The organism is Streptomyces sp. NPDC051219, assembly GCF_040682335.1.
Lineage (GTDB): Bacteria > Actinomycetota > Actinomycetes > Streptomycetales > Streptomycetaceae > Streptomyces.
The window spans coordinates 159,647-182,453 of the sequence record NZ_JBFBAS010000012.1 but is presented as its reverse complement, the minus strand read 5'-3'; the positions used below and the strand labels follow the sequence as shown (position 1 = coordinate 182,453).

Annotated in this window: 19 protein-coding genes, 3 pseudogenes and 1 riboswitch; of the genes and pseudogenes, 6 read left to right on the top strand and 16 right to left on the bottom strand. The window is 70.2% G+C overall.

Annotation, left to right across the window (positions count from 1 at the left end):
* Positions 1 to 195 (top strand): annotated as a pseudogene (locus tag AB0M62_RS16875) (transposase); the annotation flags it as partial.
* Between the two features lie 25 nt (positions 196 to 220).
* The gene (locus AB0M62_RS16870) at positions 221 to 985 is read left to right on the top strand and encodes a transposase domain-containing protein (RefSeq protein WP_366074956.1); all 765 of its coding nucleotides are present in this window, start codon (positions 221 to 223) and stop codon (positions 983 to 985) included.
* A 295-nt stretch (positions 986 to 1,280) separates the two neighbouring features.
* Here the strand turns inward: AB0M62_RS16870 and AB0M62_RS16865 are convergent, their stop codons facing one another.
* Positions 1,281 to 2,504: an MBL fold metallo-hydrolase gene (locus AB0M62_RS16865; RefSeq protein ID WP_366074955.1), complete on the bottom strand. Its 1,224-nt coding sequence runs from the start codon at positions 2,502 to 2,504 to the stop codon at positions 1,281 to 1,283.
* A gap of 332 nt (positions 2,505 to 2,836) precedes the next feature.
* Here AB0M62_RS16865 and AB0M62_RS16860 point away from each other — a divergent pair, with 332 nt between their 5' ends.
* The 3 genes from AB0M62_RS16860 to AB0M62_RS16850 all read left to right on the top strand — a co-directional run bounded on the left by AB0M62_RS16860 (position 2,837) and on the right by AB0M62_RS16850 (position 5,659).
* On the top strand, positions 2,837 to 4,024 hold the full coding sequence (locus tag AB0M62_RS16860; RefSeq protein WP_366074954.1) for a Glu/Leu/Phe/Val dehydrogenase dimerization domain-containing protein: 1,188 nt from the start codon (positions 2,837 to 2,839) through the stop codon (positions 4,022 to 4,024).
* A 71-nt stretch (positions 4,025 to 4,095) separates the two neighbouring features.
* Complete coding sequence (locus AB0M62_RS16855; RefSeq protein ID WP_366074953.1) at positions 4,096 to 4,716, top strand: TetR/AcrR family transcriptional regulator; 621 nt, start codon at positions 4,096 to 4,098, stop codon at positions 4,714 to 4,716.
* A 34-nt stretch (positions 4,717 to 4,750) separates the two neighbouring features.
* Positions 4,751 to 5,659 carry a PfkB family carbohydrate kinase gene (locus AB0M62_RS16850; RefSeq protein WP_366074952.1) on the top strand — a complete coding sequence of 303 codons (909 nt, stop codon included), beginning with the start codon at positions 4,751 to 4,753 and terminating at the stop codon, positions 5,657 to 5,659.
* 138 nt (positions 5,660 to 5,797) lie between these two features.
* Here AB0M62_RS16850 and AB0M62_RS16845 read toward each other — a convergent pair whose 3' ends face one another.
* The 4 genes and pseudogenes from AB0M62_RS16845 to AB0M62_RS16830 all read right to left on the bottom strand — a co-directional run.
* A complete protein-coding gene (locus AB0M62_RS16845) occupies positions 5,798 to 6,568 on the bottom strand; it encodes an SGNH/GDSL hydrolase family protein (protein ID WP_366074951.1) in 771 nt (256 codons plus the stop codon).
* A 187-nt stretch (positions 6,569 to 6,755) separates the two neighbouring features.
* Positions 6,756 to 7,724, bottom strand: coding sequence for a LysM peptidoglycan-binding domain-containing M23 family metallopeptidase (locus AB0M62_RS16840; protein WP_366074950.1), 969 nt, complete (start codon positions 7,722 to 7,724; stop codon positions 6,756 to 6,758).
* A 4-nt stretch (positions 7,725 to 7,728) separates the two neighbouring features.
* A riboswitch (cyclic di-AMP (ydaO/yuaA leader) is annotated at positions 7,729 to 7,918 on the bottom strand.
* Between the two features lie 304 nt (positions 7,919 to 8,222).
* A pseudogene (locus AB0M62_RS16835) lies at positions 8,223 to 8,956 on the bottom strand (alpha-galactosidase); the annotation flags it as partial.
* 50 nt (positions 8,957 to 9,006) lie between these two features.
* Positions 9,007 to 9,249 (bottom strand): annotated as a pseudogene (locus AB0M62_RS16830) (hypothetical protein); the annotation flags it as partial.
* Between AB0M62_RS16830 and AB0M62_RS16825 the strand changes: the two are divergent.
* On the top strand, positions 9,191 to 9,997 hold the full coding sequence (locus AB0M62_RS16825) for a tyrosine-protein phosphatase (RefSeq protein ID WP_366074949.1): 807 nt from the start codon (positions 9,191 to 9,193) through the stop codon (positions 9,995 to 9,997). The pseudogene AB0M62_RS16830 and the gene AB0M62_RS16825 overlap by 59 nt on opposite strands.
* A gap of 31 nt (positions 9,998 to 10,028) precedes the next feature.
* Here the strand turns inward: AB0M62_RS16825 and AB0M62_RS16820 are convergent, their stop codons facing one another.
* The 11 genes from AB0M62_RS16820 to hpnC form a co-directional block, all read right to left on the bottom strand.
* Positions 10,029 to 10,190, bottom strand: a complete 162-nt coding sequence (locus AB0M62_RS16820) for a DUF6126 family protein (RefSeq protein ID WP_366074948.1) — start codon at positions 10,188 to 10,190, stop codon at positions 10,029 to 10,031.
* Positions 10,187 to 10,813 carry an XRE family transcriptional regulator gene (locus tag AB0M62_RS16815; protein ID WP_366074947.1) on the bottom strand — a complete coding sequence of 209 codons (627 nt, stop codon included), beginning with the start codon at positions 10,811 to 10,813 and terminating at the stop codon, positions 10,187 to 10,189. Before AB0M62_RS16815 ends, AB0M62_RS16820 begins: the two co-directional genes overlap by 4 nt.
* A 107-nt stretch (positions 10,814 to 10,920) precedes the next feature.
* A complete protein-coding gene (locus AB0M62_RS16810; RefSeq protein WP_366074946.1) occupies positions 10,921 to 12,327 on the bottom strand; it encodes an aspartate aminotransferase family protein in 1,407 nt (468 codons plus the stop codon).
* Entirely contained in the window at positions 12,324 to 14,207 is a 1,884-nt protein-coding gene (gene dxs / locus AB0M62_RS16805) for a 1-deoxy-D-xylulose-5-phosphate synthase (RefSeq protein WP_366074945.1), read from the bottom strand. Before dxs ends, AB0M62_RS16810 begins: the two co-directional genes overlap by 4 nt.
* Before the next feature lie 88 nt (positions 14,208 to 14,295).
* Complete coding sequence (gene hpnH / locus AB0M62_RS16800) at positions 14,296 to 15,318, bottom strand: adenosyl-hopene transferase HpnH (RefSeq protein WP_366074944.1); 1,023 nt, start codon at positions 15,316 to 15,318, stop codon at positions 14,296 to 14,298.
* 5 nt (positions 15,319 to 15,323) lie between these two features.
* Entirely contained in the window at positions 15,324 to 15,974 is a 651-nt protein-coding gene (locus AB0M62_RS16795; protein WP_366074943.1) for a 1-hydroxy-2-methyl-2-butenyl 4-diphosphate reductase, read from the bottom strand.
* Positions 15,974 to 17,977 (bottom strand): squalene--hopene cyclase, encoded by a 2,004-nt coding sequence (gene shc, locus AB0M62_RS16790; protein ID WP_366074942.1) that lies wholly within the window; start codon positions 17,975 to 17,977, stop codon positions 15,974 to 15,976. The genes AB0M62_RS16795 and shc overlap by 1 nt, the downstream gene beginning before the upstream one ends.
* A 133-nt stretch (positions 17,978 to 18,110) precedes the next feature.
* On the bottom strand, positions 18,111 to 19,211 hold the full coding sequence (locus AB0M62_RS16785; RefSeq protein ID WP_366074941.1) for a polyprenyl synthetase family protein: 1,101 nt from the start codon (positions 19,209 to 19,211) through the stop codon (positions 18,111 to 18,113).
* Entirely contained in the window at positions 19,208 to 20,584 is a 1,377-nt protein-coding gene (gene hpnE / locus AB0M62_RS16780) for a hydroxysqualene dehydroxylase HpnE (protein ID WP_366074940.1), read from the bottom strand. Before hpnE ends, AB0M62_RS16785 begins: the two co-directional genes overlap by 4 nt.
* Positions 20,585 to 20,687: 103 nt before the next feature.
* Positions 20,688 to 21,638: a presqualene diphosphate synthase HpnD gene (gene hpnD / locus AB0M62_RS16775; RefSeq protein ID WP_366074939.1), complete on the bottom strand. Its 951-nt coding sequence runs from the start codon at positions 21,636 to 21,638 to the stop codon at positions 20,688 to 20,690.
* Entirely contained in the window at positions 21,635 to 22,552 is a 918-nt protein-coding gene (gene hpnC / locus AB0M62_RS16770; RefSeq protein WP_366074965.1) for a squalene synthase HpnC, read from the bottom strand. The genes hpnD and hpnC overlap by 4 nt, the downstream gene beginning before the upstream one ends.
* Positions 22,553 to 22,807 lie beyond the last annotated feature (255 nt).

Here is a 22,807-nt window from a genome sequence, read left to right as displayed (position 1 = left end):
CCGATCCGGCGACGGACGAAACCGCCCCGCACCCACCAGAGCGATGGTGGCGGGCATCGGAACGTCCAGGCCGAATCGGGCACCCGGGGGCGTGACCGTGTGGTCACAGCGGGGAACCAGCGTGTCCAACACCGTTCGGGGCACGCGGCTGAGCATGGGTCCTGGCAACAGGACTCACTCCCGCTCAGTGTTTAGGGACGGTGTGTACGCGCCCGGCCACTTGGGCGAGTTGACCCAGATCGTGGACTTCGTACTGGTGGACACGATGATCGAGGAGACCGGGTCACGTGAGAGGCGGCTGCGGCTGCTGCCGTCCCGGGTCGTGGTCTACTTCGTCCTCGCGCTGGCCCTGTTCGAGGACTGCTCCTATCGGGGCGTGTGGGGCAAGTTGACGGCGGGGCTGGAGGGACTGCCGTTGGTGCGTCCGGCGGTCTCCTCGCTGTCCAGGGCCCGACGGCGAATAGGAGCGGCACCGCTGCGGCGGCTGTTCGAGATCCTCGCTGGGCCCGTCGCTCACCTCGGGCAGGCCGGTTCGTTCTATCGAGGGCTGCGGACCGTGGCCGTGGACGGCACCTTGCTACACGTGCCCGATGAAGAGGCGCTCACCTGGCGCTACCCCAAGCGAGCGGGCGAGAGCGTGGAGTTCGGCTACCCGCTGCTGCGACTCGTGGTCCTGGTCGAGTGTGGCACCCGCGCAGTCCTGGCCGTCGCGTTCGGCCCCGAGAGTGACGGCGAACTCACCTACGCAGGCCGCCTGTTGAGTGGGCTGGACCGCACGATGCTCCTGCTGGCCGATGCCGGCTTCGATGCGAACGAGTTCGCCCGGCCAGGCCACCGGCGCGCAGTTCCTGGTGCGCTCCTCCGCCCGCCGGGTACCCACCCCCTTCCGGCACCTGGGCGACCTTCCTGGCCCGGACCGCCGAGGTCCGCCGGTCGACCAGGGCATCCAGGGCGCCGGCCTCGCGGGCCTGGCGCCACTCGATGACGTGCGAGTGGTACAGCCGCTCACGGCGCAGGATCGCGCCCCTCTCCCCGGCCGGGGCGGCGTCGTACTCGGCGACCATGCGCAGCTTGTACTCCGCGGAGAATGTGCGCCGCTTTGGCTCACCCTCACTCGGACGCACACGTCCGTACGCGACATGAAGGGCAGCCGCCGGTACTGCGATGCCTGATCCTGAATCTGTCGACGCGGCGCCCCGTCAATGGCTCGTAGATCCTGCTTCCGCTCATCCTCCGGCATAGCAGCAAGAACATCCGTCACACGCCTCAGCTCGTCGAGATCAGACCTCGCCCACAAGATCGAGGTCTTCACGACTCTTCTTTCGAGCGATCTCCGGAACGGGCCACTTGTGGTCGGGTACATACCCCACACCCCTCCACCAAGGATCGGCAGGCAGGACTCCCGCGGGCTCGAACGGCTGACCCGGAACGGGGAAAGCAACGGCCTGTCCCACCGCATCAGCAGCAGTCTTCGTCCACTCGCCAGGCTCGGCCCACGGGTGAAAGGCCAGGTTGAACGTCCCCCAGTGGATCGGCAACAGCACACCACCGGGCTCACCACTTTGCAGGTCAAGGTGTGCTTGGACGCCCTGAGCGGGGGTCATGTGAATGTCCGGCCACGCGCCCGGCACCGGCGTAGAATCCGTGTGGTTCTTGGGCCAGTACTCGCTGTACGCGCCGATCTGGATCATCGTCGCGTCGAACGGGCCGTGCTCGGCACCGATGTCCTTGAAGCCGGAGAAGTATCCGGTGTCGCCGCTGTGGTAGATCCGGTGCTCGGGCCCGGCGACGGCCCAGGAGGCCCACAGGGTGTGCTGCTGGTTGCGCAGGCCGCGTCCGCAGAAGTGCCGGGCCGGGGTCGCGGTCAGGCTCGTCCCGGCGACCTTGACGGTCTCGTTCCAGTCGAGCTCGTGGACACGGTCGGCAGGTACGCCCCAGCGCTCGAGGTGGGCGCCGACGCCGAGCGGTACGGCGAACACCGTTCCGGTGCCGGCCAGGCGGCGGATCGTGGGCAGGTCGAGATGGTCGTAGTGATCGTGCGAGATGACCACTGCGTCGACGGGGCCGAGGGCGGCGAGCGGCGCGGGGACGGGGTGCAGGCGCTTCGGGCCCGCGAAGGGGAAGGGGGAACAGCGCTCGCCCCACACCGGGTCGAACAGCATCCGGCGGCCGTCGATCTCGGCGAGCACGCTCGAATGTCCCATCCAGGTCAGCCGGAGTCCCGAGACGGGCGGCCTGGCGAGGTCGGCGAGGGTGGTCGGATGCACCGGAATGGCGCTCGCCGGGGCACGGCGGACCCGCTCCTCCTTACGAAAGTAGTTCTTCGCGAACTCCTTCATGGAACCGGTCGGACGCGTCCTGGCGCCCTCCGGGTTCTGGAAGACACCGTCCGCGAAGTTCGGTGAGCGGCGGATTCGCTCCATCCGCTCGCCTGCCGGATCCGCGCCGAAGGCAGCGGGGCGCAGGGCGCGCAGCCCGGAACGCAGGGGTCTCGAGCCGGTCACGGTGCCTCCTGGGACGGTGGGGGGGTCGCACGGTGTCCGTGTGAATGGTGTCCGTGTCACAGCATTATGAGCGGCGGCAGTGACAGCGCCGTTACAGCGGCCGGATGTTCGGGCTTCCCTGCCGGTGGTGCGTCCCGGTGCACGTCGTCCTCCCTCATGACCGTAGCAACGTCTGTGCCGCCTCCAAGATTCCTGCTCCCTCGTTGACAGTGGCGTACCGATCTCCAGATACTGAACGACCATTCAGTTACGTACCCGAACGGCGCGGTCCGTCGCCCGCGCCCTGGCTGTCCCGGGTCCGCCGTGATCAGCATTCCCGAGGAGAGCGCACGATGACCAGCCCCCTGATCTCACTCACCTGGACCGACCACGTAACCGGCCGCCAGGGGCATTTGGTCGTCGACAGGCTTGTGCGCGGCGTCTCCAGCGGCGGACTGCGCATGCGCGCCGGCTGCACCCTGGAGGAGGTGGCGGGTCTCGCCCGCGGCATGACGATGAAGGAGGCCCTGCACTTCCACCCGGACAGTCCGACGACCCGGTACATCCCGCTCGGCGGCGCCAAGGGAGGTATCGACTGCGATCCGCAGGACCCCGCGGCGCACGGCATCCTGGTGCGCTACCTGCGCGCCATGCGCCCGTACCTCGAGAACTTCTGGACCACGGGAGAGGACCTCGGCCTGACCCAGGACATCGTCGACAAGGCCGCCACCGAGGCCGGGCTGGTCTCCTCCATCCAGGCGGTCTACCCGCTGCTCGACGACGAACGTGCCGCCCGCCGCCGGCTCTCCGACGCCTTCGCCGTCGAGGTGGACGGCATCGGGCTCGACGAACTGGTGGGAGGCTGCGGGGTCGCCGAATCGGTGCTGGCGGCGCTCGACCGGGCGGGTGCGGCGTACGCGGGGACCCGGGTCTCCGTCCAGGGACTCGGCACGATGGGCGGGGCGACCGCGCGCTTTCTCGCCCGTGCCGGGCTGAAGATCGTCGCGGTCGCCGACGTCAAGGGCACGATCGCCAACCCCGACGGTCTCGACGTCGAGGCGCTGCTCGCCTCCCGGGACTCCTACGGCACGGTCGACCGTACGGCGCTGCGGCCGGACGACGCGGAACTGCCGGGCGACGCCTGGCTGTCGGCGAAGGCGGAGGTGCTGGTGCCCGCCGCCGTCTCGTACGCCGTGGACACCACGAACCAGGAGGCGATCAGGGCGCGTTGGATCGTCGAGGCGGCGAATATGCCGGTGCTGCCGGAGGCCGAGGAGCTGCTGGCCCGGCGAGGGATCACCGTACTGCCGGACGTCGTCGTCAACTCCGGAACGAACGCGTGGTGGTGGTGGACCCTTTTCGGGGACATCGGCGCCGACCCGGACGAGGCGTTCGCCTACGTACGCGCCTCGATGCGCGCTCTGACCGGTCAGATTCTGGCCAGGGCGGACACCGACGGCACCTCGCCGCGCGCCGCCGCCCATGCGATCGCCGCCGACCGGCTGCCGGTGATGGCCGAGCGCTTCGGCTGGTACAGGTGACCTCGGGGGGGGCGCCGGCCCTGTCATGGGTGTCCAGGGTCAGGCGGGTTACTCGTGTGTAGGGTGACGTCGTGGCAAGGGTCAGGTTGAGCGTGGAGGAACGGCGCGAGGAGTTGCTGCGCGCCGCCGTCGAGCAGATCGAGGTGCGTGGGGTCGACGCGCTCCGGATTTCCGATGTCGCTTCGGCCCTCGGTGTCAGCAATGCGCTCGTGCTGTACCACTTCTCCACGAAGGAGCAGCTCGTCGCCGGGGCCTTCGACTACGCGGCCCACGGCGACCTGGCTCATCTCCACAAACTGCTGAACCGCCGCACCACCGCGGTGCGCAGACTGCGCGCCGCGGTGCGCTGGTACGCGCCGACCGGGTCGGCCAAGGGCTGGAAGCTGTGGATCGAGGGCTGGGCCGCGGCGCTGCGCGAGCCGGCCCTGCGCGACGTGGCACGCGATCTCGACCTGCGGTGGAAGGCCGCCCTGACCGAGGTGATAGCGGAAGGCACGGCGGCGGGAGAGTTCCCGTGCCCCGACCCGGCGGCGGCGGCCTGGCGGCTGACCGCGCTGCTGGACGGGCTGGCCGTGCAGATGACGTCGTACGAGGGATCCCTCTCCCGTACAGCCATGCAGGAGTGGGTGGACGACGCGCTCGCACGCGAGCTGGGCATAGACAGAGCGGTACTCACGGCAACCGCGCGCTGAGGACGCAACTGTCCGACGGCCGGAAGGGATTGTGGTGTCACCCGAGCACACGGACACGGCGTACGACGTACTCGCGATCGGCGGCAGTGGGGTGGACACGGTCGTCCGTGTCGACTCCCTGCCCGTGCCACTCGCCGACTCGGTCGGGGTGTCCCCGATCAGGGAATGGCCGGGGCACACGGGCGGAAATGTGGCGCTGGGGTGCCGGGCCCTCGGACTGAACGTCAAACTCCTCGACTTCATCGGCGACGACTGGGCCGGCGCGATGGTCCGTGAGCGTCTCGCCGAGGGAGGGGTGGACTTCGAGCCGCTGACCTCGCCGGCGGGGACGCGGCGTGCGGTGAACCTGGTGGAGACCACCGGACGCCGGATGTCGTTCTACGACGGGCGTGATCCGAGCGATCTTCGGATGCCTCGGGAGTTCTATCTGCCCCACCTGCGCCGCGCCCGCCACGTGCATCTCTCGATCATGCATTTCGCCCGTTTTCTGTACGACGACATCGAGGCGCTGGGGGTCCCGGTGTCCACGGACCTGCACGACTGGGACGGCCTGGCCGACCACCACCGCGAGTTCGCGCTCCGGTCCGACCTCGTCTTCCTGAGCGCGGCGGGCGCGGGCGACCGCATAGCCTCCGTGATGCGGGAGATTCTCCGGGAGGGACGTGCGGAAGCGGTGATCGCCACGGCGGGGGCGGGAGGCTCGTACGTGCTGTCGCGGGGCGGAAGCAGCACGCCGCGTCCGGTCCCGGCGACGGTGCCGCCGGCGCGGGTGGTGGACTCCAACGGCGCGGGCGACGCGTATCTCTGCGGCTTCCTGTACGGACGCCTGGCCGGCCGGGACCTGGAGGAGTGCGCGAGGCTGGGCGCGGTGGCGGGCGCCTACGCGTGCACCGGGGAGGGCAGCACGGCCCTGATCGGGCGTGACCACCTGATGGGGAGCTGAGGCGGCGACCCCGCGTCCCGCCGACTCGCAACCGCCCACCGGCCGGCAGCCACTGAGCCATCCCCGGCCGCCCGAGAACCGTGCGTGCCCGGCGGCCCCGCCCCCGAATCCGGAAGGCGCCCCAACTCTCCCCTGCCCCTACAGCGGCAGCAGGTCCGGCCGCTTCGGTTCCACGTGGTCGCCCGACGACTCGCCGCGCAGCCGCCGTCCGATCCACGGCACCAGATGTTCCCGCGCCCACTGGATGTTGTCCCGGCGCACCTCCGCCGAGCCCCGTGGCGGCTCCGGCGGCCATACCTGGTCCGGATCCGCCGGCACCTCGAGGCCGAGCACCTGGGCGGCCCGGAGCGCCACCCGCGTGTGCCCCTCGGGCGAGAGATGCAGCCGGTCGCCGTCCCAGGCGCGCCTGTCCTGGACCGACTTGAGCGACCACAGGTCGAGCACCGGGCAGTCGTAGCGGTCGGCGATCGACCGCACATGCGCCGTGTACGTGGCGATCTTGCCCCGCAGATGACGCAGCACCGGCACCCCGCGGGTGTCGAACCCAGTAGTGATCATTACCGTCCCGACCCCCGACGTCAGATCCGCGACGGCCGCCTCGAACCGCTCGGCAACCGCGTCGGGGTCACTGCCCGGCCGGATGATGTCGTTGCCGCCGGCACAGAAGCTCACCAGGTCCGGCGCGAGCGCCTTCGCCCGCGGCACCTGCTCCTCCACGATCTGGTCCAGGAGCCGGCCGCGCACCGCCAGGTTGGCGTACCGGAACGCGTGCTCCGGTCGCTGGTCGGCGAGGAGCACCGCCAAGCGGTCGGCCCACCCCACGAAGGAGCCATCCAGTCCTGGATCGCCCACGCCCTCGGTGAAGCTGTCACCGATCGCCGCGTACGACCCGAATGCACCGCTGCTCATTGATCTCGAATCGTCTGCCACGGGAGCACATCCTTCACCGGCGGATGTGACCTACGCGACCGTAAGGAGGGGTTGACGCGGCGTGACATAGACCACCGGGGCCGTTTCGCGTTCCGGGAATACGCCAGGAGGCCGGATCCGCCGGATCCGGCCTCCTGGTGACGCCCCGTCAGGGGGGATGCGCGTCTCAGAGGCTGACACCGTGCTGGCGCAGGTACGCCAGCGGGTCGATGTCGGAGCCGTAGCTCGGCGAGGTCCGGATCTCGAAGTGCAGGTGCGGGCCGGTCGAGTTGCCGGTGGAGCCGGACAGGCCGATCTGCTGGCCACCGGCGACACTCTGGCCCGCCGAGACGGAGAGCGAGGACAGGTGGGCGTACTGCGAGTAGCGGCCGTCGGTGTGCTGGATGACGACCTCGTTACCGTACGCGCCACTCCAGCCGGCGGAGACGACGGTGCCCGCACCGATGGCCTTGAGGCTGGTGCCGGAGCCCGCGGCGAAGTCGACACCGGTGTGGTAGCCGCTGGACCACATGGATCCGGACATGCGGTACGAGGTGGTGACGGGCGCGTCGACCGGGGCGGTGAAGTAGCCGGAGGATTTCGCCGCCCCGCTGTTCGAGGTGGCGGTGCCGGTGTTTTTGGCCGGGGCGCTCGCCTTGACCGGGGCGCTCGCCTTGACCGGGGCGCTCGCCTTCGCCGGGGCACTCGCCTTCGCCGGAGCGCTCTTGCGCTCGGACCGGTCGGCCCGCTCGGTCGCGGCGTCGGACTTCGCCGGCGCCTTCGCCTTGGCGCCGATGGTGAGCTTGAGGCCCGGGTGGATCAGCGACGGGTCTCCACCGACGACCGCGCGGTTGTCCTGGTAGAGCTTCTGCCAGCCGCCGTTGACATTCTGCTCGTCGGCGATCTTGGACAGGTAGTCGCCCGCGACGACGGAGTACGTCTTGGGGGCGGCCTTCGCTACGGCGACCGGAGCGGCGGCTGCGACCGGAGCGGCGGCCTTCTCGGCGGCAACGGCCGGCGCGGCCTTCTCGGCCGCGTTGGCGCCGGTGGCGCCCATCAGCGGCAGTGCGAGAGCGGCGCCACCGGTGCCCGCGGCCACGAAGCCACGGGTGATCGGGTTGGCCTTGGGACGACGGTGCTTACCCTTTGCGGGCATGACGAATTCCTCTCCGTCGCCTGCGAGGTGAGCTGTCGGGTTCGGGCTGGAGATGCCCGGCCGCGGTGTGGCTGCGACTTAACCCCGAGCCGTTCCGGATTCCGGATCGGCGGCTTACCTGGGTCCCCCGCTCCTGCCGTGCGTAAGTGGTGGGTGCGGTTCCAGGCGGTGGCAGGATTCGGCGGTCCACCTGGATTGACGGTGACCGTAGGCGAGCCGGGCAGGCGGAACAAGCCATGTATTCCGGACTCCATCCGGAATCCATTCGACGCGGTGAATATGCCGGATTTCTCCAGTCACCCTCCGTGGAGTGCGGCTCCCCAACAGCCGCCCGAGCAAAGGAATTGAGCTCTGCCGCCCCGCCACGCACCGTCACCGATATGATCCTGCTCACTGGGCGACGGGCCATCTACCGCTTAAGCATGGCAACTTGACGCCAAGCCAAGCAATTCGGTCAGACCGGACATTCGCCTGCTATCGGCCCTATAGGTGCGATCCTTATGCGATGCGGCGTAGCCGGATAACTGCCGCATCCAAATCGCCACTGAGTGCCGTCCGCAGCCCCCTGTGCATCAGCCCCGCGCCACGGTGGACACCCCCGGTGCCGAGGTACTCGTACGTGGCCGCCGGGTCGAGGCCGGCCAGCCGCAGCGCCGGCGGTGGCTCGCCGTAACGCTGGGCCTGGAGCCAGGCGAGGACCACGGCCTCGTCGCCCGTACGTACTGAACGGCGCGCGCAGTCCTCCGGTGGGCCGCCGCAGCCGGTAGACCTCTCCTTGCTGCACCACCGGCCGGATCTCCTTGTAGAGATCCACCCACTCCAGCGCCTCGGCAAGCGCCTCCTCGCTCCAGACGGAAAGATCACCGCCTACCCCCAGCACGCCCGCCACGGCGCTGACGAAGCGGAAGCGCAGCGAGCGGGCCCGGCCGTTGAGCTGCACATTCGGACTGTCGGTCACCCACGCGGCCATGATCCGCGCCGGGTGCAGCCGGCTGAAGCCGTACTTGATGTCGAGCCGGTCCAGCGGATCGGTGTTGTCGGAGGTCCACACCTGGTCGGTACGGGAGAGAACGCCAAGGCCGATCCTGCCACCGCCGCCGGAGCACGACTCGAACGCGACCTGCGGATACTCGGCGCGCAGCCGGTCGAGCAGCTCTTACAGGGCATGCACATGCTCGGGCCAGAGTTTCTTGCGGATACGGTTCCGCATTGATGAAGCAGCGGTTGAAGTTGAGATCCGCCACGAGCCGGACCAGCCGAGCGCGCAGCCGTAGACCTCGCCCCCCTCCTCCTCCGCCCCGCCCTCGTCCAGCGCCGGCCAGGGCAGGTGCTGGTGGCCGGTGTGCCCGCGCCTGAACGACCGTGCCGGACCTCCCGAGATGATTGCCCCAGGAACCCATGTCGTATCGTCGAAGCGATAACCCTCGCCGGCGAGCCGCGCCGACGGTAGACACGGAGGAGACCCCGTGACGCAGCAGCTTCCCCAGGTCCCGTCGACCGAGCCCGAGCTGACCGGAGTGCGCAACTTCCGTGACGTGGGCGGCCTCCCGACCTTGGACGGCCGGCGGGTCCGGCAGGGGCGGCTCTTCCGCAGCGGTCACCTGGCCCATGCGAGCGACACCGACGCCGCCTTCCTCGGCTCGCTCGGGCTGCACACGATCTTCGACTTCCGAAACGACGCGGACAAGGCCCTCGAAGGCCCCGACGTCGAGCTGCCCGGCGTGCGGAATGTGAACATCCCGCTGACCGACCCGGCGGACGGCGCAGAGTTCTGGAAGATGGTCCGCGACGGCGATCTCAACCAGCTGCGTTCGATACTCGCCGACGGCAAGGCCGCCGGGCGGATGTCCGCCTCCTACCGCGTGATCATCAAGCACCGCACCGCGGAGCACAGCCGCGTGCTGCACGCACTGGCCGAGGACAGCGTGCCCGCACTGATGCACTGCGCGGCGGGCAAGGACCGTGCGGGCCTGTCGGTCGCAGTGACGCTGCTCGCGCTCGGGGTCGAGCGGGACGCCATCGAGGCCGACTACCTGGAGTCCAACGCGACCCACCGCCGCTACAAGGTCCACCGCAGCGACAACTCGCCCGCCGCCATGTCCCCCGAGGTCATGGAGCTGCTGAGCCCGCTGTTCGACGCCCGCGCCGAGTATCTGGCGGCGGCGTTCGACACCATCACCCAGACGTGGGGCACGACCGATCGCTACCTCGAGGAGGGCCTGAAGGTCACTCCCGAGGTGCGCGAGCGGCTGCGCGCCCGCCTGCTGGACTGAGACACTGGGACCGACGCCGGGCCCGGGGCGTCTACCGCTGCGCGCCGAGCGTGAAGAGCATGTAGATGAAGGCGGCGAAGAGGTGGCCGGCCACGACATAGACGAACAGCCGGATCGCGAGACCCCTGGGGATCTTGTCCTCGACGAAGCGGCGTGCCGACGTCTTCTTCTCCTGGGTCTCCGAGTCGCTCATGACAGTTCTCCTGGCGTTCGTATGGATGCGCCGTTTCCGAGGCACAGCTCGGCAGCGGCGCTCTGCAGCAGTGTGTGTACGAAGAGCAGCTCGGCCCCACCGCGGGCGGCGGCCGCGATCCGGTGCGGGGTCAGCGAGTCGAAGTGCGCGCTGTCCCCCGGGGCAAGGACGTGCTCGGAATCACCGAGCCCGAGCCGCACGGAGCCCTGCAGAACGTAGAGCCACTCCTCGCCGGGGTGAACGCGGACCAGGTCGGTCCGCGTGGCGTACGGGACCCGCAGGCGCAGGGCCTGCATGCCGCGCCCCGGGGTGCCCGCCTGCCAGTACGTCCAGCCGTCGGCATCGACCGGTTCTGTCAGCGCGGCTCGGACGACCGGCTCCCTGCTGGGCAGGGTCTCGCCGAGCAGCTCCGAGACCGTCGACCCGTAGGTACGGGCGAGCGCGAGCAGCATCGGCAGGGACGGTTGCCGGCGTCCGGTTTCGAGCCGGGACAGATGAGCCGGTGACAGACCTGCGCGAGCGGCGGCCGCCTCGAGGGTGAGCGCCGCGCGCCGCCGCAGATCACGCAGCTGCGGTGCGACGGCGGACAGCTCCTGGGCCGCCTCGGTGGTGCCTGAGTCCATGCCGCCATTGAGCCACACGTCCTACCTCTGAGGCAAATCTATTGCCCGACAGGCAAGTGGCGGCCTCCCGCCGTCCGTCCGCCGGAGTGAACGACACCGCCGACGCCTCATCTGTTCCCGAGGGCCTGCTTGGCCAGCGTCCGGCCGAAGTCCCACATGAGGCCTCCACCGCTGTGGGCCTCGTCCATGACGTCCGTGAAGGCGGCGACGAACCTGTTCACGTCCGCCTCGTCGATGACCAGCGGCGGAATCAACTTGATCACTTCAAGACGGTCGCCGGACACCTGGGTGAGGATGCGGTGCCGCTGAAGCAGCGGGACGACGACCATCTGCGCGAAGAGTCCCTTGCGGGCCGCCTGAAGCATGGTCCACCGGCCGCGGAGGCCGAGCGACCTGGGCCGTCCGAACTCGATGCCGATCATCAGGCCCCGTCCGCGTACCTCGTGCAGCAGCTCGTAGCGGTCGACGAGGGCGCCGAGCCGGGTGCGCAGCAGGTCACCGGTCGTCCGGGCGTTCGCGACGATCTCCTCGTTCTCCATGACCGACAGCACGGCCAGCCCGGCCGCCATCGCCTGCGCGTTGGAGCCGTAGCTGGCGGAGTGCACGAGCACCCGGTCCATGGACGAGTACACCTTCTTGAAGATCCAGTCCTTCCCGAGGGTCGCTCCGACCGGTACATAGCCGCCCGACAGGGCCTTGGCCAGGCAGACCAGGTCGGGCTCGACGCCGTCCTCGTGCTGGTACGCGAGGAAGTCGCCGGTCCGGCCCAGGCCGGTCTGCACCTCGTCGACGACGAGGAGCGCCCCGTGCCGGTGCAGCAGCTCCTGTGCGGCGCGCAGGAACCCGGGCGGAGCCTCGTGCACGCCCTTGCCCTGGATCGGCTCGACGACGAAGGCCGCCACGTCACCGCGCTTCAACTCCCGCTCCAGCGCGTCCAGATCACCGAGGGCGACGGCTGTGTCGGGCAGCAGCGGCGCGAAGCCGTCCCGGAAGCCGTCCTCCCCGTTGACCGAGAGCGAGCCGGCGGTCAGTCCGTGGAAGGCGTGCGAGCAGTACAGGATCCTGGGCCTGCCCGTCGCGTACCGGGCGAACTTGAGCGCGGTCTCGACGGCCTCCGTACCGCTGTTGCCGAAGAACACCCGGTCCAGGTGCGGACTGCAGGAGAGCAGCTTCTCGGCCAGCAGCCCCGGAAGCGGCTGGCAGTCGAAGCGTGTCAGATCGGCGAGCGAGGCGTCCAGGACGTCGTGCAGGGCCTTGCGGACGACGGGATGGTGCCGGCCGAGCCCCATGACTCCGAAGCCGGCGAGCATGTCGAGGTAGTCATTGCCTTCGGAGTCCCAGAAGTGGGCGCCCTCCGCCCGCTCGTAGACCTTGTCGAAGCCGATGGTGTGCAGCATCCGCGGCAACTGGTGGTTCAGATACCGGCTGTGCAGCTCGTACCGTTCCGCCCCGCGCTCGGCGAGGAGTCTGCCGAGGTCGAAGTCCTTGCTCGCGCCCGGCTCGGCGGTCGTCATGTTCGCTTCTCCCTACGGGCCAATGCCGCACTGATCCGCCCCGCGATCTCCACCGGCGTGAGTCCGATGTCGGCGAGGACTTCCCCTCGCTTGGCGTGCGCCAGGAACTGGCCGGGAATCCCGAAGGTACGCAGCGGCTGGTCCACGCCCGCGTCCCGCAGGGCCTGGCCGACGGCAGAACCGACTCCGCCGTCGCGGCTGTTGTCCTCGACGACCGCGACCAGCCGGTGCCGCTCCGCGAGCGGCGCGAGCGCCTCGTCGACGGGCTTGACCCAGCGCGGGTCGACGACCGTGCAGCCGACCCCGCGCGCTTCGAGCAGTTCCGCGGCTTTCAGGCAGACGGGCGCGAGCACCCCGACCGACACCAGCAGCACATCGTCCGCCCCCTCGGCCCGCCGCAGTACGTCCATGCCACCCACCCGGCCGACGGCGGGCACCGGCTCGCCCACCGCCTCCTTGGGGAAGCGCAGGACGGTGGGCGCGTCGTCGACGTCCACGGCCTCCCGCAGCTGGGCGCGGAGCTGACCGGCGTCGCGCGGGGCGGCGATCCGCAGGCCCGGGACGACCTGCAGGATCGACATGTCCCACATGCCGTTGTGCGAGGGTCCGTCGACCCCGGTCACACCGGCGCGGTCGAGTACGAACGTCACCCCGCACCGGTGCAGGGCGACGTCCATCAGCAGCTGGTCGAAAGCGCGGTTGAGGAAGGTCGCGTACACGGCGACGACCGGATGAAGTCCCGCGGTCGCGAGGCCCGCCGCCGACACCACGGCGTGCTGCTCCGCGATTCCCACGTCCCAGACGCGATCCGGGAAGGCCTCCGCGAAACCGGTGAGACCCACGGGATGCAGCATGGCGGCGGTAACGGCCACCACGTCGGGCCGCTCGGCGCCGATCTTCGCGATCTCGTCGCCGAAGACAGAGGTCCAGGACGGCCCCTGGGCGGGCGCGAGTGGTTCACAGGTCAGCGGGTCCATGACGCCGACCGTGTGGAAGCGGTCCGCCTCGTCCTCCACCGCGGGTGTGAAGCCACGGCCCTTCTGAGTCAGGCAGTGCACCAGCACGGGCCCGTGGAATCGCTTGGCGCGCCGCAGAGCCGACTCGACGGCGGCGGTGTCGTGCCCGTCGATGGGACCGACGTACTTCAGTCCCAGGTCCTCGAACATGCCCTGGGGCGCGAAGGCGTCCTTGAAGCCCTTCTTGGCGCCGTGCAGGGACCCGTACAGCGGCCGGCCGACGACCGGTGTGTGCTCGAGGACGTCCTTGCCCCAGGCGAGGAAGCGCTCGTAGCCGTCGGTGGTACGCAGCGTGGCCAGGTGGTTCGCGAGTCCCCCGATGGTCGGCCCGTACGACCGCTCGTTGTCGTTGACGACGATGATCAGTGGGCGTTCCCTGGCGGCGGCGATGTTGTTCAGCGCCTCCCAGGCCATGCCGCCGGTGAGCGCGCCGTCCCCGATGACCGCGATCACATGGTCCTCACGGTCCAGCACCTGATTGGCCTTGGCGAGCCCGTCCGCCCAGCCCAGCACGGTGGAGGCGTGCGAGTTCTCGATGACGTCGTGCTCGGACTCCGCCCGCGAGGGATAGCCGGAGAGCCCTCCCTTGCCGCGCAGCTTGGAGAAGTCCTGCCGGCCGGTCAGCAGTTTGTGTACGTAGCTCTGGTGGCCGGTGTCCCACAGAATGCGGTCCCTGGGCGAGTCGAAGACCCGGTGCAGAGCTATCGAAAGCTCCACCACCCCCAGATTGGGACCCAGATGACCCCCGGTTCTGGCCACCGCCTGAATCAGGAAGTCCCTGATCTCCCCCGCCAATTGGTCCAGCAGCGCCTTGTCGAGCTCCTTCAGGTCGCGTGGCCCCCGGATATTCTCCAAGATCGACACGACGGCCCCCTCTCGGAATCTGGTCAGTTCGCCAAGACGGCGACGGCCACCGCAACGGCCCGCGACGGGCGTTCCGGTGGCCATCAGGTCACCCGCGGTTTCCGGACACGGTGTCGCGGGCCGCGCGCAGGGACTCCTTGAGCGAGCCCATGGTGGCGAGGACGGCGGTCGGCTCGTAGCCGCAGTGCGCCATGCAGTTGGCGCAGCGCGGATCCTTGCCACGGCCGTACTTGCTCCAGTCGGTCTCCTCGATGAGCTCCCTGTACGTGGGCACGTACCCGTCCGCCATCAGGTAGCAGGGCCGCTGCCAGCCGAAGAGCGAGTAGTTGGGAATGGCCCACGCGGTGCACGGGAAGTCCGCCTTGCCCTCCAGGAAGTCCAGGAACAACGGTGAGTGGTTGAGCCGCCAGCGCCGCCGGTTGCCGCCCGCGAAGGACTTCTTGAAGAGCTCACGGGTCTGCTCGACACCGAGGAAATGCTCCTGGTCGGGGGCCTTCTCGTAGGCGTACGCGGGCGAGATCATCATCTCGTCCACCTGGAGGTCGTCGTTGAGGTAGTTGAGAACCTCGATGACGGTCTGCGGAGTGTCGGTGTTGAAGAAGGTCGAGTTGGTGGTGACCCGGAAGCCGCGCTTCTTGGCTTCCTTGATGGCGGCCACCGCCTCGTCGAACACGCCCTCCTTGGCGACGGACTCGTCGTGCCGCTCTCGCAGCCCGTCGATGTGCACGGCGAACGCGAAGTAGCGCGAGGGCGTGAACTCCTCGATCTTCTTGCGCAGCAGCATCGCATTCGTGCAGAGGAAGACGTACTTCCTCCGTGCAACCAACTGACGGACGATCTCGTCGATCTGAGGATGCATCAACGGCTCGCCACCCGCGATGGACACCATCGGAGCGCCGGACTCCAGCACCGCGCCGACCGCCTGGGCCACCGGCATGCGCTGCTTGAGGACTCCGGCAGGATGCTGGATCTTCCCGCACCCCTCGCACTTGAGATTGCAGGCGAAGAGCGGTTCGAGCTCGACGATGAGCGGGAACTTCTCACGCTTGCGGAGCTTCTGTTCGAAGAGGTACGTCCCGACCCTGATGGTCTGACGGAGCGGCATGGCCATCTAGCTCACCTCCTGGGGAGCAGCAAAGAACGGTGCCATTCAAAGAAAGCCGGCAGGACGGAGCGAAGGACGCGGAAGGCCGATATTCCACCGCGCACCGTCCCAATGCGGACGAGCTCATGCTCTGGAGCGTCCACGACCACCCGGACGGCCGCAACCGGACGCGGCGCGCAGCGTGTGGCACACCAGAGCGTCGCCGCGGACTCCATGTCCACCGCGATTGCCCCGGTGGCCCGTAGCTCGGCCCGCTCGGGACCCCGTACGACGTGGTGGGAGCCGGTGAGCGCACCGGTGTGGACCGCGCGCCCGGGGACCGCCCGGGCCAGCGCCGCGGCCAGCAGGTCGGTGCCGGTGCAGGCCGTGACGCCGCGGGGATCCCGGGCCTCGCCGGCGACCACCAGGTCACCGGGGTGCATGCCGGGGGCGAGCCCGGCGCAGAATCCGGTGGCGACGACGGCCGCGTCGCGCAGTGCCTCCTCGTCGAGCGCACGGGTGACTGCCCGCTCGGCGGCCCCGGGCCCCATACCCGTACGGAGCAGCCGCACGGGCCCCGGCGCACCGCCGCGGTCCCCGCGGCTCAGGGCGAGGTGCTCGATGCCGAGCGCGCAGGCGATCAGCAGCGGTGTGCCGTCCGGGGAGTCCGGCGCTCGGGCCATCAGTCCCCCTTGCGGATGCCGGCGGGGGCCGGTGTGACGAAGGGTTCCCCGCGGACGTACCGTCCGAGCGCCGTGAGCGGGAAGACCTGCCGGTAGAGGTGGTAGTTGATCGAGAAGTCCCACGGGAAGCCGGTGCCTGTGAAGTGGGGCTCGTCCCAGGATCCGTCTTCGCGCTGGGTCTCGGCGAGCCACCCCACCCCGCGCTCCACTGCCTTGCCCTCACGCTCGCCGGCCGCGAGCAGGGCCAGCAGTGCCCACGCGGTCTGCGAGGCGGTCGACTCGCCCCGCCCGACCCATTCGGCATCCCGGTACGAGCGAAGGTCTTCGCCCCAGCCGCCGTCGTCGTTCTGTACGGACTCCAGCCAGTCGACCGCGCGCCGGATCGCGGGGTGCGAGGCGGGTAATCCGGCGGCGGTGAGCGCGGGCACGACAGACCCTGTGCCGTACAGGTAGTTGACGCCCCACCGTCCGAACCAGGCGCCGTTCTTCTCCTGTTCGGCAAGCAGCCAGGCGATGGCGCGCCGCGTGCGCGGATGGTGCGCCTTGCCCTCGACGGCCAGCATTTCCACCGCATGCGCGGTGACGTCGGCGGACGGCGGGTCGATGACCTCGCCGAAGTCGCAGAACGGCAGCCGGTTGGGGAAGGCACTGGTGTTGTCCACGTCGAAAGCGCCCCAGGCGCCGTTCCTCGACTGCATGCCGAAGCTCCAGCACACCCCGCGCTCGATGGCGGCTTCGATGCGCCCCGGGTCGGGGTGCATGATCCGGCGCAGTGCCAGAATGACCTGGGCGGTGTCGTCTATGTCGGGGTAGTTGTCGTTGTGGAACTGGAACGCCCAGCCGCCGGGCGTGAGTCCGGGCCTGCGTACGGACCAGTCGCCCGGCCGTACGACCTGCTCCGCCAGCAGCCAGTCGGCGGCCTTGACGAGCGACGGGTGGTCGGCGGGCACTCCGGCGTCGGTGAGTGCGATCGCGGCGAGGCAGGTGTCCCACACCGGCGACTGGCAGGCCTCGATCATCCGGGCACCGTCCTCGCGGTGGACGGCGAACCGGTCGAGACATTCCAGCCCGGCCCGCATCACCGGGTGTGCCAGGTCGTAGCCGAGGAGGTGCAGGGCGATCACGGAGTAGACGGCGGGCGGCTGGATGCCTCCCCAGCAGCCGTCGTTCTCCTGGCGCTCGATGATCCAGCGCGCCGCGACGTTCATCGCGGTCCCACGCAGACGGCGGGACGCGACCTTGCGGTAGACGTGCAACGCCTTGTCGAGCCGCTGGAAGACGCCGTCCCAGCTGGCCGGCGACGCAAGGCGCTTGGCGGGGCTCGGGTTACGGGCGTCCGTGTGCAGTTCCTCGAGCGCGAAGGGCGCCGGACGCACCGGCCGCTTGGCGGAGACGATGGTGAGCGGCACGATCGTCTGGCGGGCCCAGCAGCCGAAGTCGTAGATGTTGAGCGGGAACCACTCGGGAAGGAAGATCAGCTCGGGCGGCAGCTCGGGCAGGTCTTCCCACTTCCACCAGCCGAAGAGGGCGAGCCAGATCCGGGTGAAGACACGGCTCGCGGCGATGCCGCCGTGGGCCCGGACCCAGGCCGAGGCGAGGGCCATGTGCGGGTCGTCGGGCCGGTCCCCGGCGAGCCGCAGCGCGACGTACGCCTCGATGGTGGTGGACAGTTCACCCGGGCCGCCGTAGAACGTGGCCCAGGTGCCGTCCTCGCGCTGCTCGCCGCGGATGAACAGGGCGGCGGCCCGCGTGGTCGCTTCGTCCCGGATACCGAGGAACTGACGGAGCAGCAGGTCCTCGGCGTCCATGGTGACGTTGGTTTCCAGGTCGCCCTTCCACCACCCCTGGGCGTCCTGCCGGCCGAGCAGAGGCCCGACTCCTCGTGCGATGGCCCGCTCGGCGGCGACGAGGACGTCGGCTGCGGCGGGACTGTCGGTGGTTCGGCTGGCCGAGGCTGCGCGGGGCCGTGATGCCCCGGGGCTTCCGTCGGTCGTCGCTGTCATGGCTTCCCCTTCTGCAGTCTGTCCTCTGCTGTGCTGGGGTCCGCCGTCGGCCGGTGTCCGAAAGGGACACCGGCCGGCGACTGCCGGGGGTATGGCGGCTAACCCCCAGCGAGGCCGCGTATCAGAATCATGATCATTTCTTCCGCACCACGACGAAGTCCGCCAGCGCCGTGAGCTGCGCGCGAACCCGCGCCGGCATGTCGACACCGTCGAGCGCCTCGATGGCGACCGCGTGCTGACGGCGGGCTTCCTGGGCGGTCCACTCCCGGCCGCCCGCCTCCTCGATCAGAGCCGCCCGGGTGGCGAACTCCTCCTCGGAGAAGCTGTCGAATTCATTACTCTTCGCGTCGGCGGCGAGCAGTTCCCCCAGCCGTTCCGACGCGGGACCGCCGGCGGCGAGCGCCGCGACGACCGGCAGGGACTTCTTTCGCTGGCGCAGATCGCTCCAGGTCTGCTTGCCCGTGGCGTCCGGGTCGCCCCAGATCCCGAGCAGGTCGTCCACGGCCTGGAAAGCGAGGCCGAGGTGGTAGCCGTACGCCTCGAGGGTGTCGGCCGTCCGGTCATCGGCGCCGCCGAGCACCGCGCCGATGGAGACGGCGCAGGCGAGCAGGGCGCCTGTCTTGTTGCCCTCCATCTCCAGGCACTCCTCGACGGTGACCCGCTCCCGGTGCTCGTAGGAGATGTCCTGGGCCTGGCCGTCGATGAGCTTGCGGGTAGCGGTGGTGAGCCGGCGGGTGGCTCGGGCCGCCTCGGCGGTGCCGATTTCCAGCAGGATCTCGTTGGCGAGGGCGAAGAGCGCGTCACCGACCAGGATCGCCTGGGCGGGGCCGTGCACCTTCCACACCGTGTCGCGGTGGCGGCGCTGCTCGTCGCCGTCCATCAGGTCGTCGTGCAGCAGCGAGAAGTTGTGCACCAGCTCGACGGCGACCGCGCCGGGGATACCGACCTCGGGCGCGGCGCCGGCCGCCTCGGCGGACAGCAGGGCGAGAGCCGGGCGTACCGCCTTGCCGCCGTCGCCGTCGGCCGGCCGGCCGTCGGCGTCGATCCAGCCGAAGTGGTAGGCGGCGACGGTGTCCATGGGCGGCGCGAGCCGGTCCACGGCCGCGCGAAGCACCGGTGCGGACAGGGTGCGGCCGCGCTCCAGAAGCGCGACGGTGTCCGCACTGTCCGCGGTGTCGACAGCCGGATTCGCCGTGTTCACGGTCTCTCCTCTTGTTCCTGTGCTTGCAGTCATGCCGCCTCCTGCAGCGGATGTTCGTAGCGGCGGCCGAGTGCACAGAGGGCGGCGTCGGCGGCGCTGATGCCGCTGCGCACAGCGCTCTCCATGGTCGCGGGCCAGCCGGTGGCGGTCCACGAACCGGCCAGGTACAGGCCGCGTGCGTTCGTACGGGCCGCGGGACGCAGCCGTCCGACGCCGGGGGTGGGGGCGAACGTCGCTGTCCGTTCCCGGGTGACGAAGAAGTCCCGGACGTGGGCGCCTCGGGTGGCGGGCAGCAGCCGCTCCAATTCGGGGAGGTAGCGCTCACGCAGGACGGACACGCTGTCGTCGATCTCGTTCTGCGCGACGGACTGGGAGAGGGCGAGGTACTGTCCGCCGCCCTGGAGCCCCGAGGCGTCCGTACGGTCGAAGACCCACTGGACCGGGGTGCCGAGCGCGGCGAAGAACGGGCGGCGCAGAACCTTGCGGTCGTACACCACATGGACGTTGAGGATTGGAGCGGTGCCGATGTCCAGCAGTTTGTCGGGGTCGTCGAGGGCGCCGTGCGGCAGCAGGGCGTGCGTCTCGCGCTGCGGTACGGCGAGGACGACGGTGTCCGCGGTGATCCGCTCGCCGCCCGCGACGGCGACCTGCCAAGTGCCGTCCTCGGTACGGGAGACGGCCTCGGCCCGGGTGCGCAGTTCGGTGCGTACGCCGGCCGAGTCGAGCGCCTTGCGGGCAAGCGTGTCGTGGAGGTCGCCGAGCGGGACACGCGCCCAGCCGATGTCCGCCGCGCCCGGCTCGGAGAGCAGTCCGGTCTTGAAGACCATGGCGGCGAGCCCCAGCGAGGCGTCGCCGGCGGTGGCGTTGAGCGTAGCGATGCCGACCAGGTCCCACAGCGCCTCGACGGTGCGGTCGGACTGGCCGTGCCGGCCGAGCCAGGTGGCGAAGTCGACGCCGTCCAGGGCGGGATCCGTGGGGTCGAGGCCCTTGAGTGCCAGCGCTGCCCGTCCGACGCCCGCCCGCTCGGCGAGGGAGAGGTGCGGGTAAGCCGCGAGGCTTGCGGCCAGGTGCAGGGGCACGGGCAGGGCGCTGCGGCGCAGCCGTCCGAGCCTCGGCCCCTTCGGGTGGGCCACGTCAAGGACGGGTACGTCGAGCCGGTCCTGCAGGGGCGCGAGCGCGGCCCCGTCGATACGGTCGAGGAACCACTGGTACGCGGTGCAGCAGCGCAGGTAGACGTGCTGGCCGTTGTCGACGGTGAGTTCGCCCCGGCGGAAGGAGAAGGCGAGGCCGCCCAGACGGGGGCGGCCTTCGAGCAGAGTGACGGAGAGCCCGGCATCGGCGAGTGCGAGGGCCGCGGTCACTCCGGCCAGGCCGCCGCCGACCACCACCGCGTTGTTCCCTCTCATGTGCCCTCCCCCGGGATGGCCATCGACCTCAGGGACGCAGTGGCCCGACGCGAGGTTGCGCCCCGTAGGACCCTGTTCGTCCGGGAGGTGGCGTACCGGCGCATCAGACCCGCCTCCTGACCGTCTGACGGGAGATGTGCCGGGCGTCCAGCCCGGAGAGTCCGCGGACGGCGACGTAGGCCTTCTCCCGGCCGGGCAGCGAGACACGGCCTCGCAGCACCGCCTCGGGCTCGCGCTCGATGCGGTCCAGGAGCCGTCGGTAGATGCCCGCCATGGCGGCGACGCACGCGCCGCTGCGCCGGTCCAGCATGGGCAGCAGCCGGTAGCCCTCGGCGAACAGGGCACGGGCGCGCCGGACTTCGAAGTGCACCAGGCCCGCGAAGTCGGAGTCGGCGGGCGGGATGGAGCCACGGAAGCCCGCCGCGCAGCCGAACTTGGCGAGGTCGTCGGAGGGCAGGTAGGTACGGCCGTTGGCCGCGTCCTCGCGAATGTCCCGGAGAATGTTGGTGAGTTGGAGGGCGAGCCCGAGCGTATCGGCGTACTCGGGGGCGCGTTCCGCGTTCCGCGCGCCCGGTTGTGTGCCGAACACGCCGAGGGAGAGCCGTCCGATGGCGCCCGCGACACACCGGCAGTAGGCCTTGAGTTCGTCCCACGTCTCGTAGGTCTCGCCGCGTACGTCCATCAGTACGCCGTCGATGAGTTCATGGAGTCCGCCGAGCGGAATACCGAAGCACCCGGCGGCATGCGCGAGGGCGACCGCGACCGGGTCCGTGTCGTCCTCGTCGATGACGCCCTCACCGATGCGGCCGAGCAGTACGCGCGTGTCCTCCAGCCGGGCCTGCTTGGCCTCCGGCGTGAGCGGGCCGTCACCGATGTCGTCGACACGCCGCGAGAAGGCGTACAGGGCGGACATGGCCTGCCGCTTCTCGGTCGGCAGCAGCCTGATGCCGTAAGCGAAGTTGCGCGCCTGCTGTCCCGTCACGGTCTCGCAGTAGCTGTACGCAGCGAGTACCGGCGCGGACGCATACGAGTGTCCTTCCACCGTCCGGCTCACCCCTCTCTCGGCGCTCTTCGCAAGACTGCTCCCATTTCGCGCAGCAGACTGAGCTTGGTGGGCTTGGGCGGTCCGGGGAGTACGTCGTGTCCCGCGGCTGCGACCGCGTGGAGTGCGGCCCGCCCCCCGGCCACGAAGCCGGCGAGCAGCAGCCTGAGCCTGCCGTGGACGCTACCCACCAGCGGGGTGCCTTCATTCAGCAGAAGACGGGCGCGTTCGGCTTCGAACGCCACCAGCGCGCGCACCGATGCGCCCGCGGACGCGGCGGTGAGATCGGCCTCCTGGACATGGAACCGTTTCATGTCCTGGGCCGGCAGATAGATACGGTCGCGGCCGAGGTCCTCGCGGACGTCCTGGACATGCTCGACGATCTGCAGCGCCGTGCAGATGGCGTCGGAGCGCCGGACCCGCTCCGGGCTGCCGGCCCCGGTGACGGAGAGGACCAGGCGGCCGACGGGGTTGGCGGAGAGCTCGCAGTAGGCGCGCAGGTGCTCGTAGGTCTCGTACCGGCTGACCAGCTGGTCCTGGCGGTTGGCTTCGATCAGCGCGAGGAACGGCTCCGGGGTGAGGCCGTGGCGGCGTACGGCGGGCCGCAGGGACCGGAGAATGGGGTGGCGCGGTCCGGTGCCGGCGGAGTCGAAGACGCGCTTGAGGTCGGCCTCGAAGGCGTCGAGAACGGCGAGCCGGTCCTCGGCCTGTGCGGGGTCGAGGCCGAGGAGCGCCGCGTCCCGGCCGCCGGGCACGAGGTCGCCGTCGCCGATGTCGTCGACCAGGCGGGCGTATCCGTACACGGCCATGAGATCCCCGCGCCAGGCGCGAGGCAGAAAGAACGGCGCCACGGGGAAATTCTCGTCCGCGGCCTTGTCCAGGGTGGCGAGCGAGTGGGCGTCGGGGCGGGCGCCGTACGTTCCCATTGCCGTCACATCTCCCGTTCTACACTGCCGACCCAATACATCCTATTTCGGACACGCCGCCGGTCCGCCCCGGGCGGGGCCGCACTTCGGAGACATCCACAAGCGGGGAAACCGAGGTGTATCGCCCCACTTGCCGCGAATCAGCACCGGTACAGCTTACGTTGTACAACGACCGTCAGCCCGCTTGGGTGTTCGGCGGATTACGAGTCGACGTATTCGACAACGCGCGAAAGGCCTCCGCCGGGTGCCGGCGGA

What these genes read in the sequence shown, in the direction of transcription:
- AB0M62_RS16860 (WP_366074954.1), top strand. Translation starts at nt 2,837, where the DNA reads ATGACCAGCCCCCTGATCTCACTCACCTGGACCGACCACGTAACCGGC.
- AB0M62_RS16845 (WP_366074951.1), bottom strand. Translation starts at nt 6,568, where the DNA reads ATGAGCAGCGGTGCATTCGGGTCGTACGCGGCGATCGGTGACAGCTTC.
- AB0M62_RS16840 (WP_366074950.1), bottom strand. Translation starts at nt 7,724, where the DNA reads ATGCCCGCAAAGGGTAAGCACCGTCGTCCCAAGGCCAACCCGATCACC.
- AB0M62_RS16820 (WP_366074948.1), bottom strand. Translation starts at nt 10,190, where the DNA reads ATGAGCGACTCGGAGACCCAGGAGAAGAAGACGTCGGCACGCCGCTTC.
- AB0M62_RS16815 (WP_366074947.1), bottom strand. Translation starts at nt 10,813, where the DNA reads ATGGACTCAGGCACCACCGAGGCGGCCCAGGAGCTGTCCGCCGTCGCA.
- AB0M62_RS16810 (WP_366074946.1), bottom strand. Translation starts at nt 12,327, where the DNA reads ATGACGACCGCCGAGCCGGGCGCGAGCAAGGACTTCGACCTCGGCAGA.
- hpnH (WP_366074944.1), bottom strand. Translation starts at nt 15,318, where the DNA reads ATGGCCATGCCGCTCCGTCAGACCATCAGGGTCGGGACGTACCTCTTC.
- AB0M62_RS16795 (WP_366074943.1), bottom strand. Translation starts at nt 15,974, where the DNA reads ATGGCCCGAGCGCCGGACTCCCCGGACGGCACACCGCTGCTGATCGCC.
- shc (WP_366074942.1), bottom strand. Translation starts at nt 17,977, where the DNA reads ATGACAGCGACGACCGACGGAAGCCCCGGGGCATCACGGCCCCGCGCA.
- AB0M62_RS16785 (WP_366074941.1), bottom strand. Translation starts at nt 19,211, where the DNA reads ATGACTGCAAGCACAGGAACAAGAGGAGAGACCGTGAACACGGCGAAT.
- hpnE (WP_366074940.1), bottom strand. Translation starts at nt 20,584, where the DNA reads ATGAGAGGGAACAACGCGGTGGTGGTCGGCGGCGGCCTGGCCGGAGTG.
- hpnC (WP_366074965.1), bottom strand. Translation starts at nt 22,552, where the DNA reads ATGGGAACGTACGGCGCCCGCCCCGACGCCCACTCGCTCGCCACCCTG.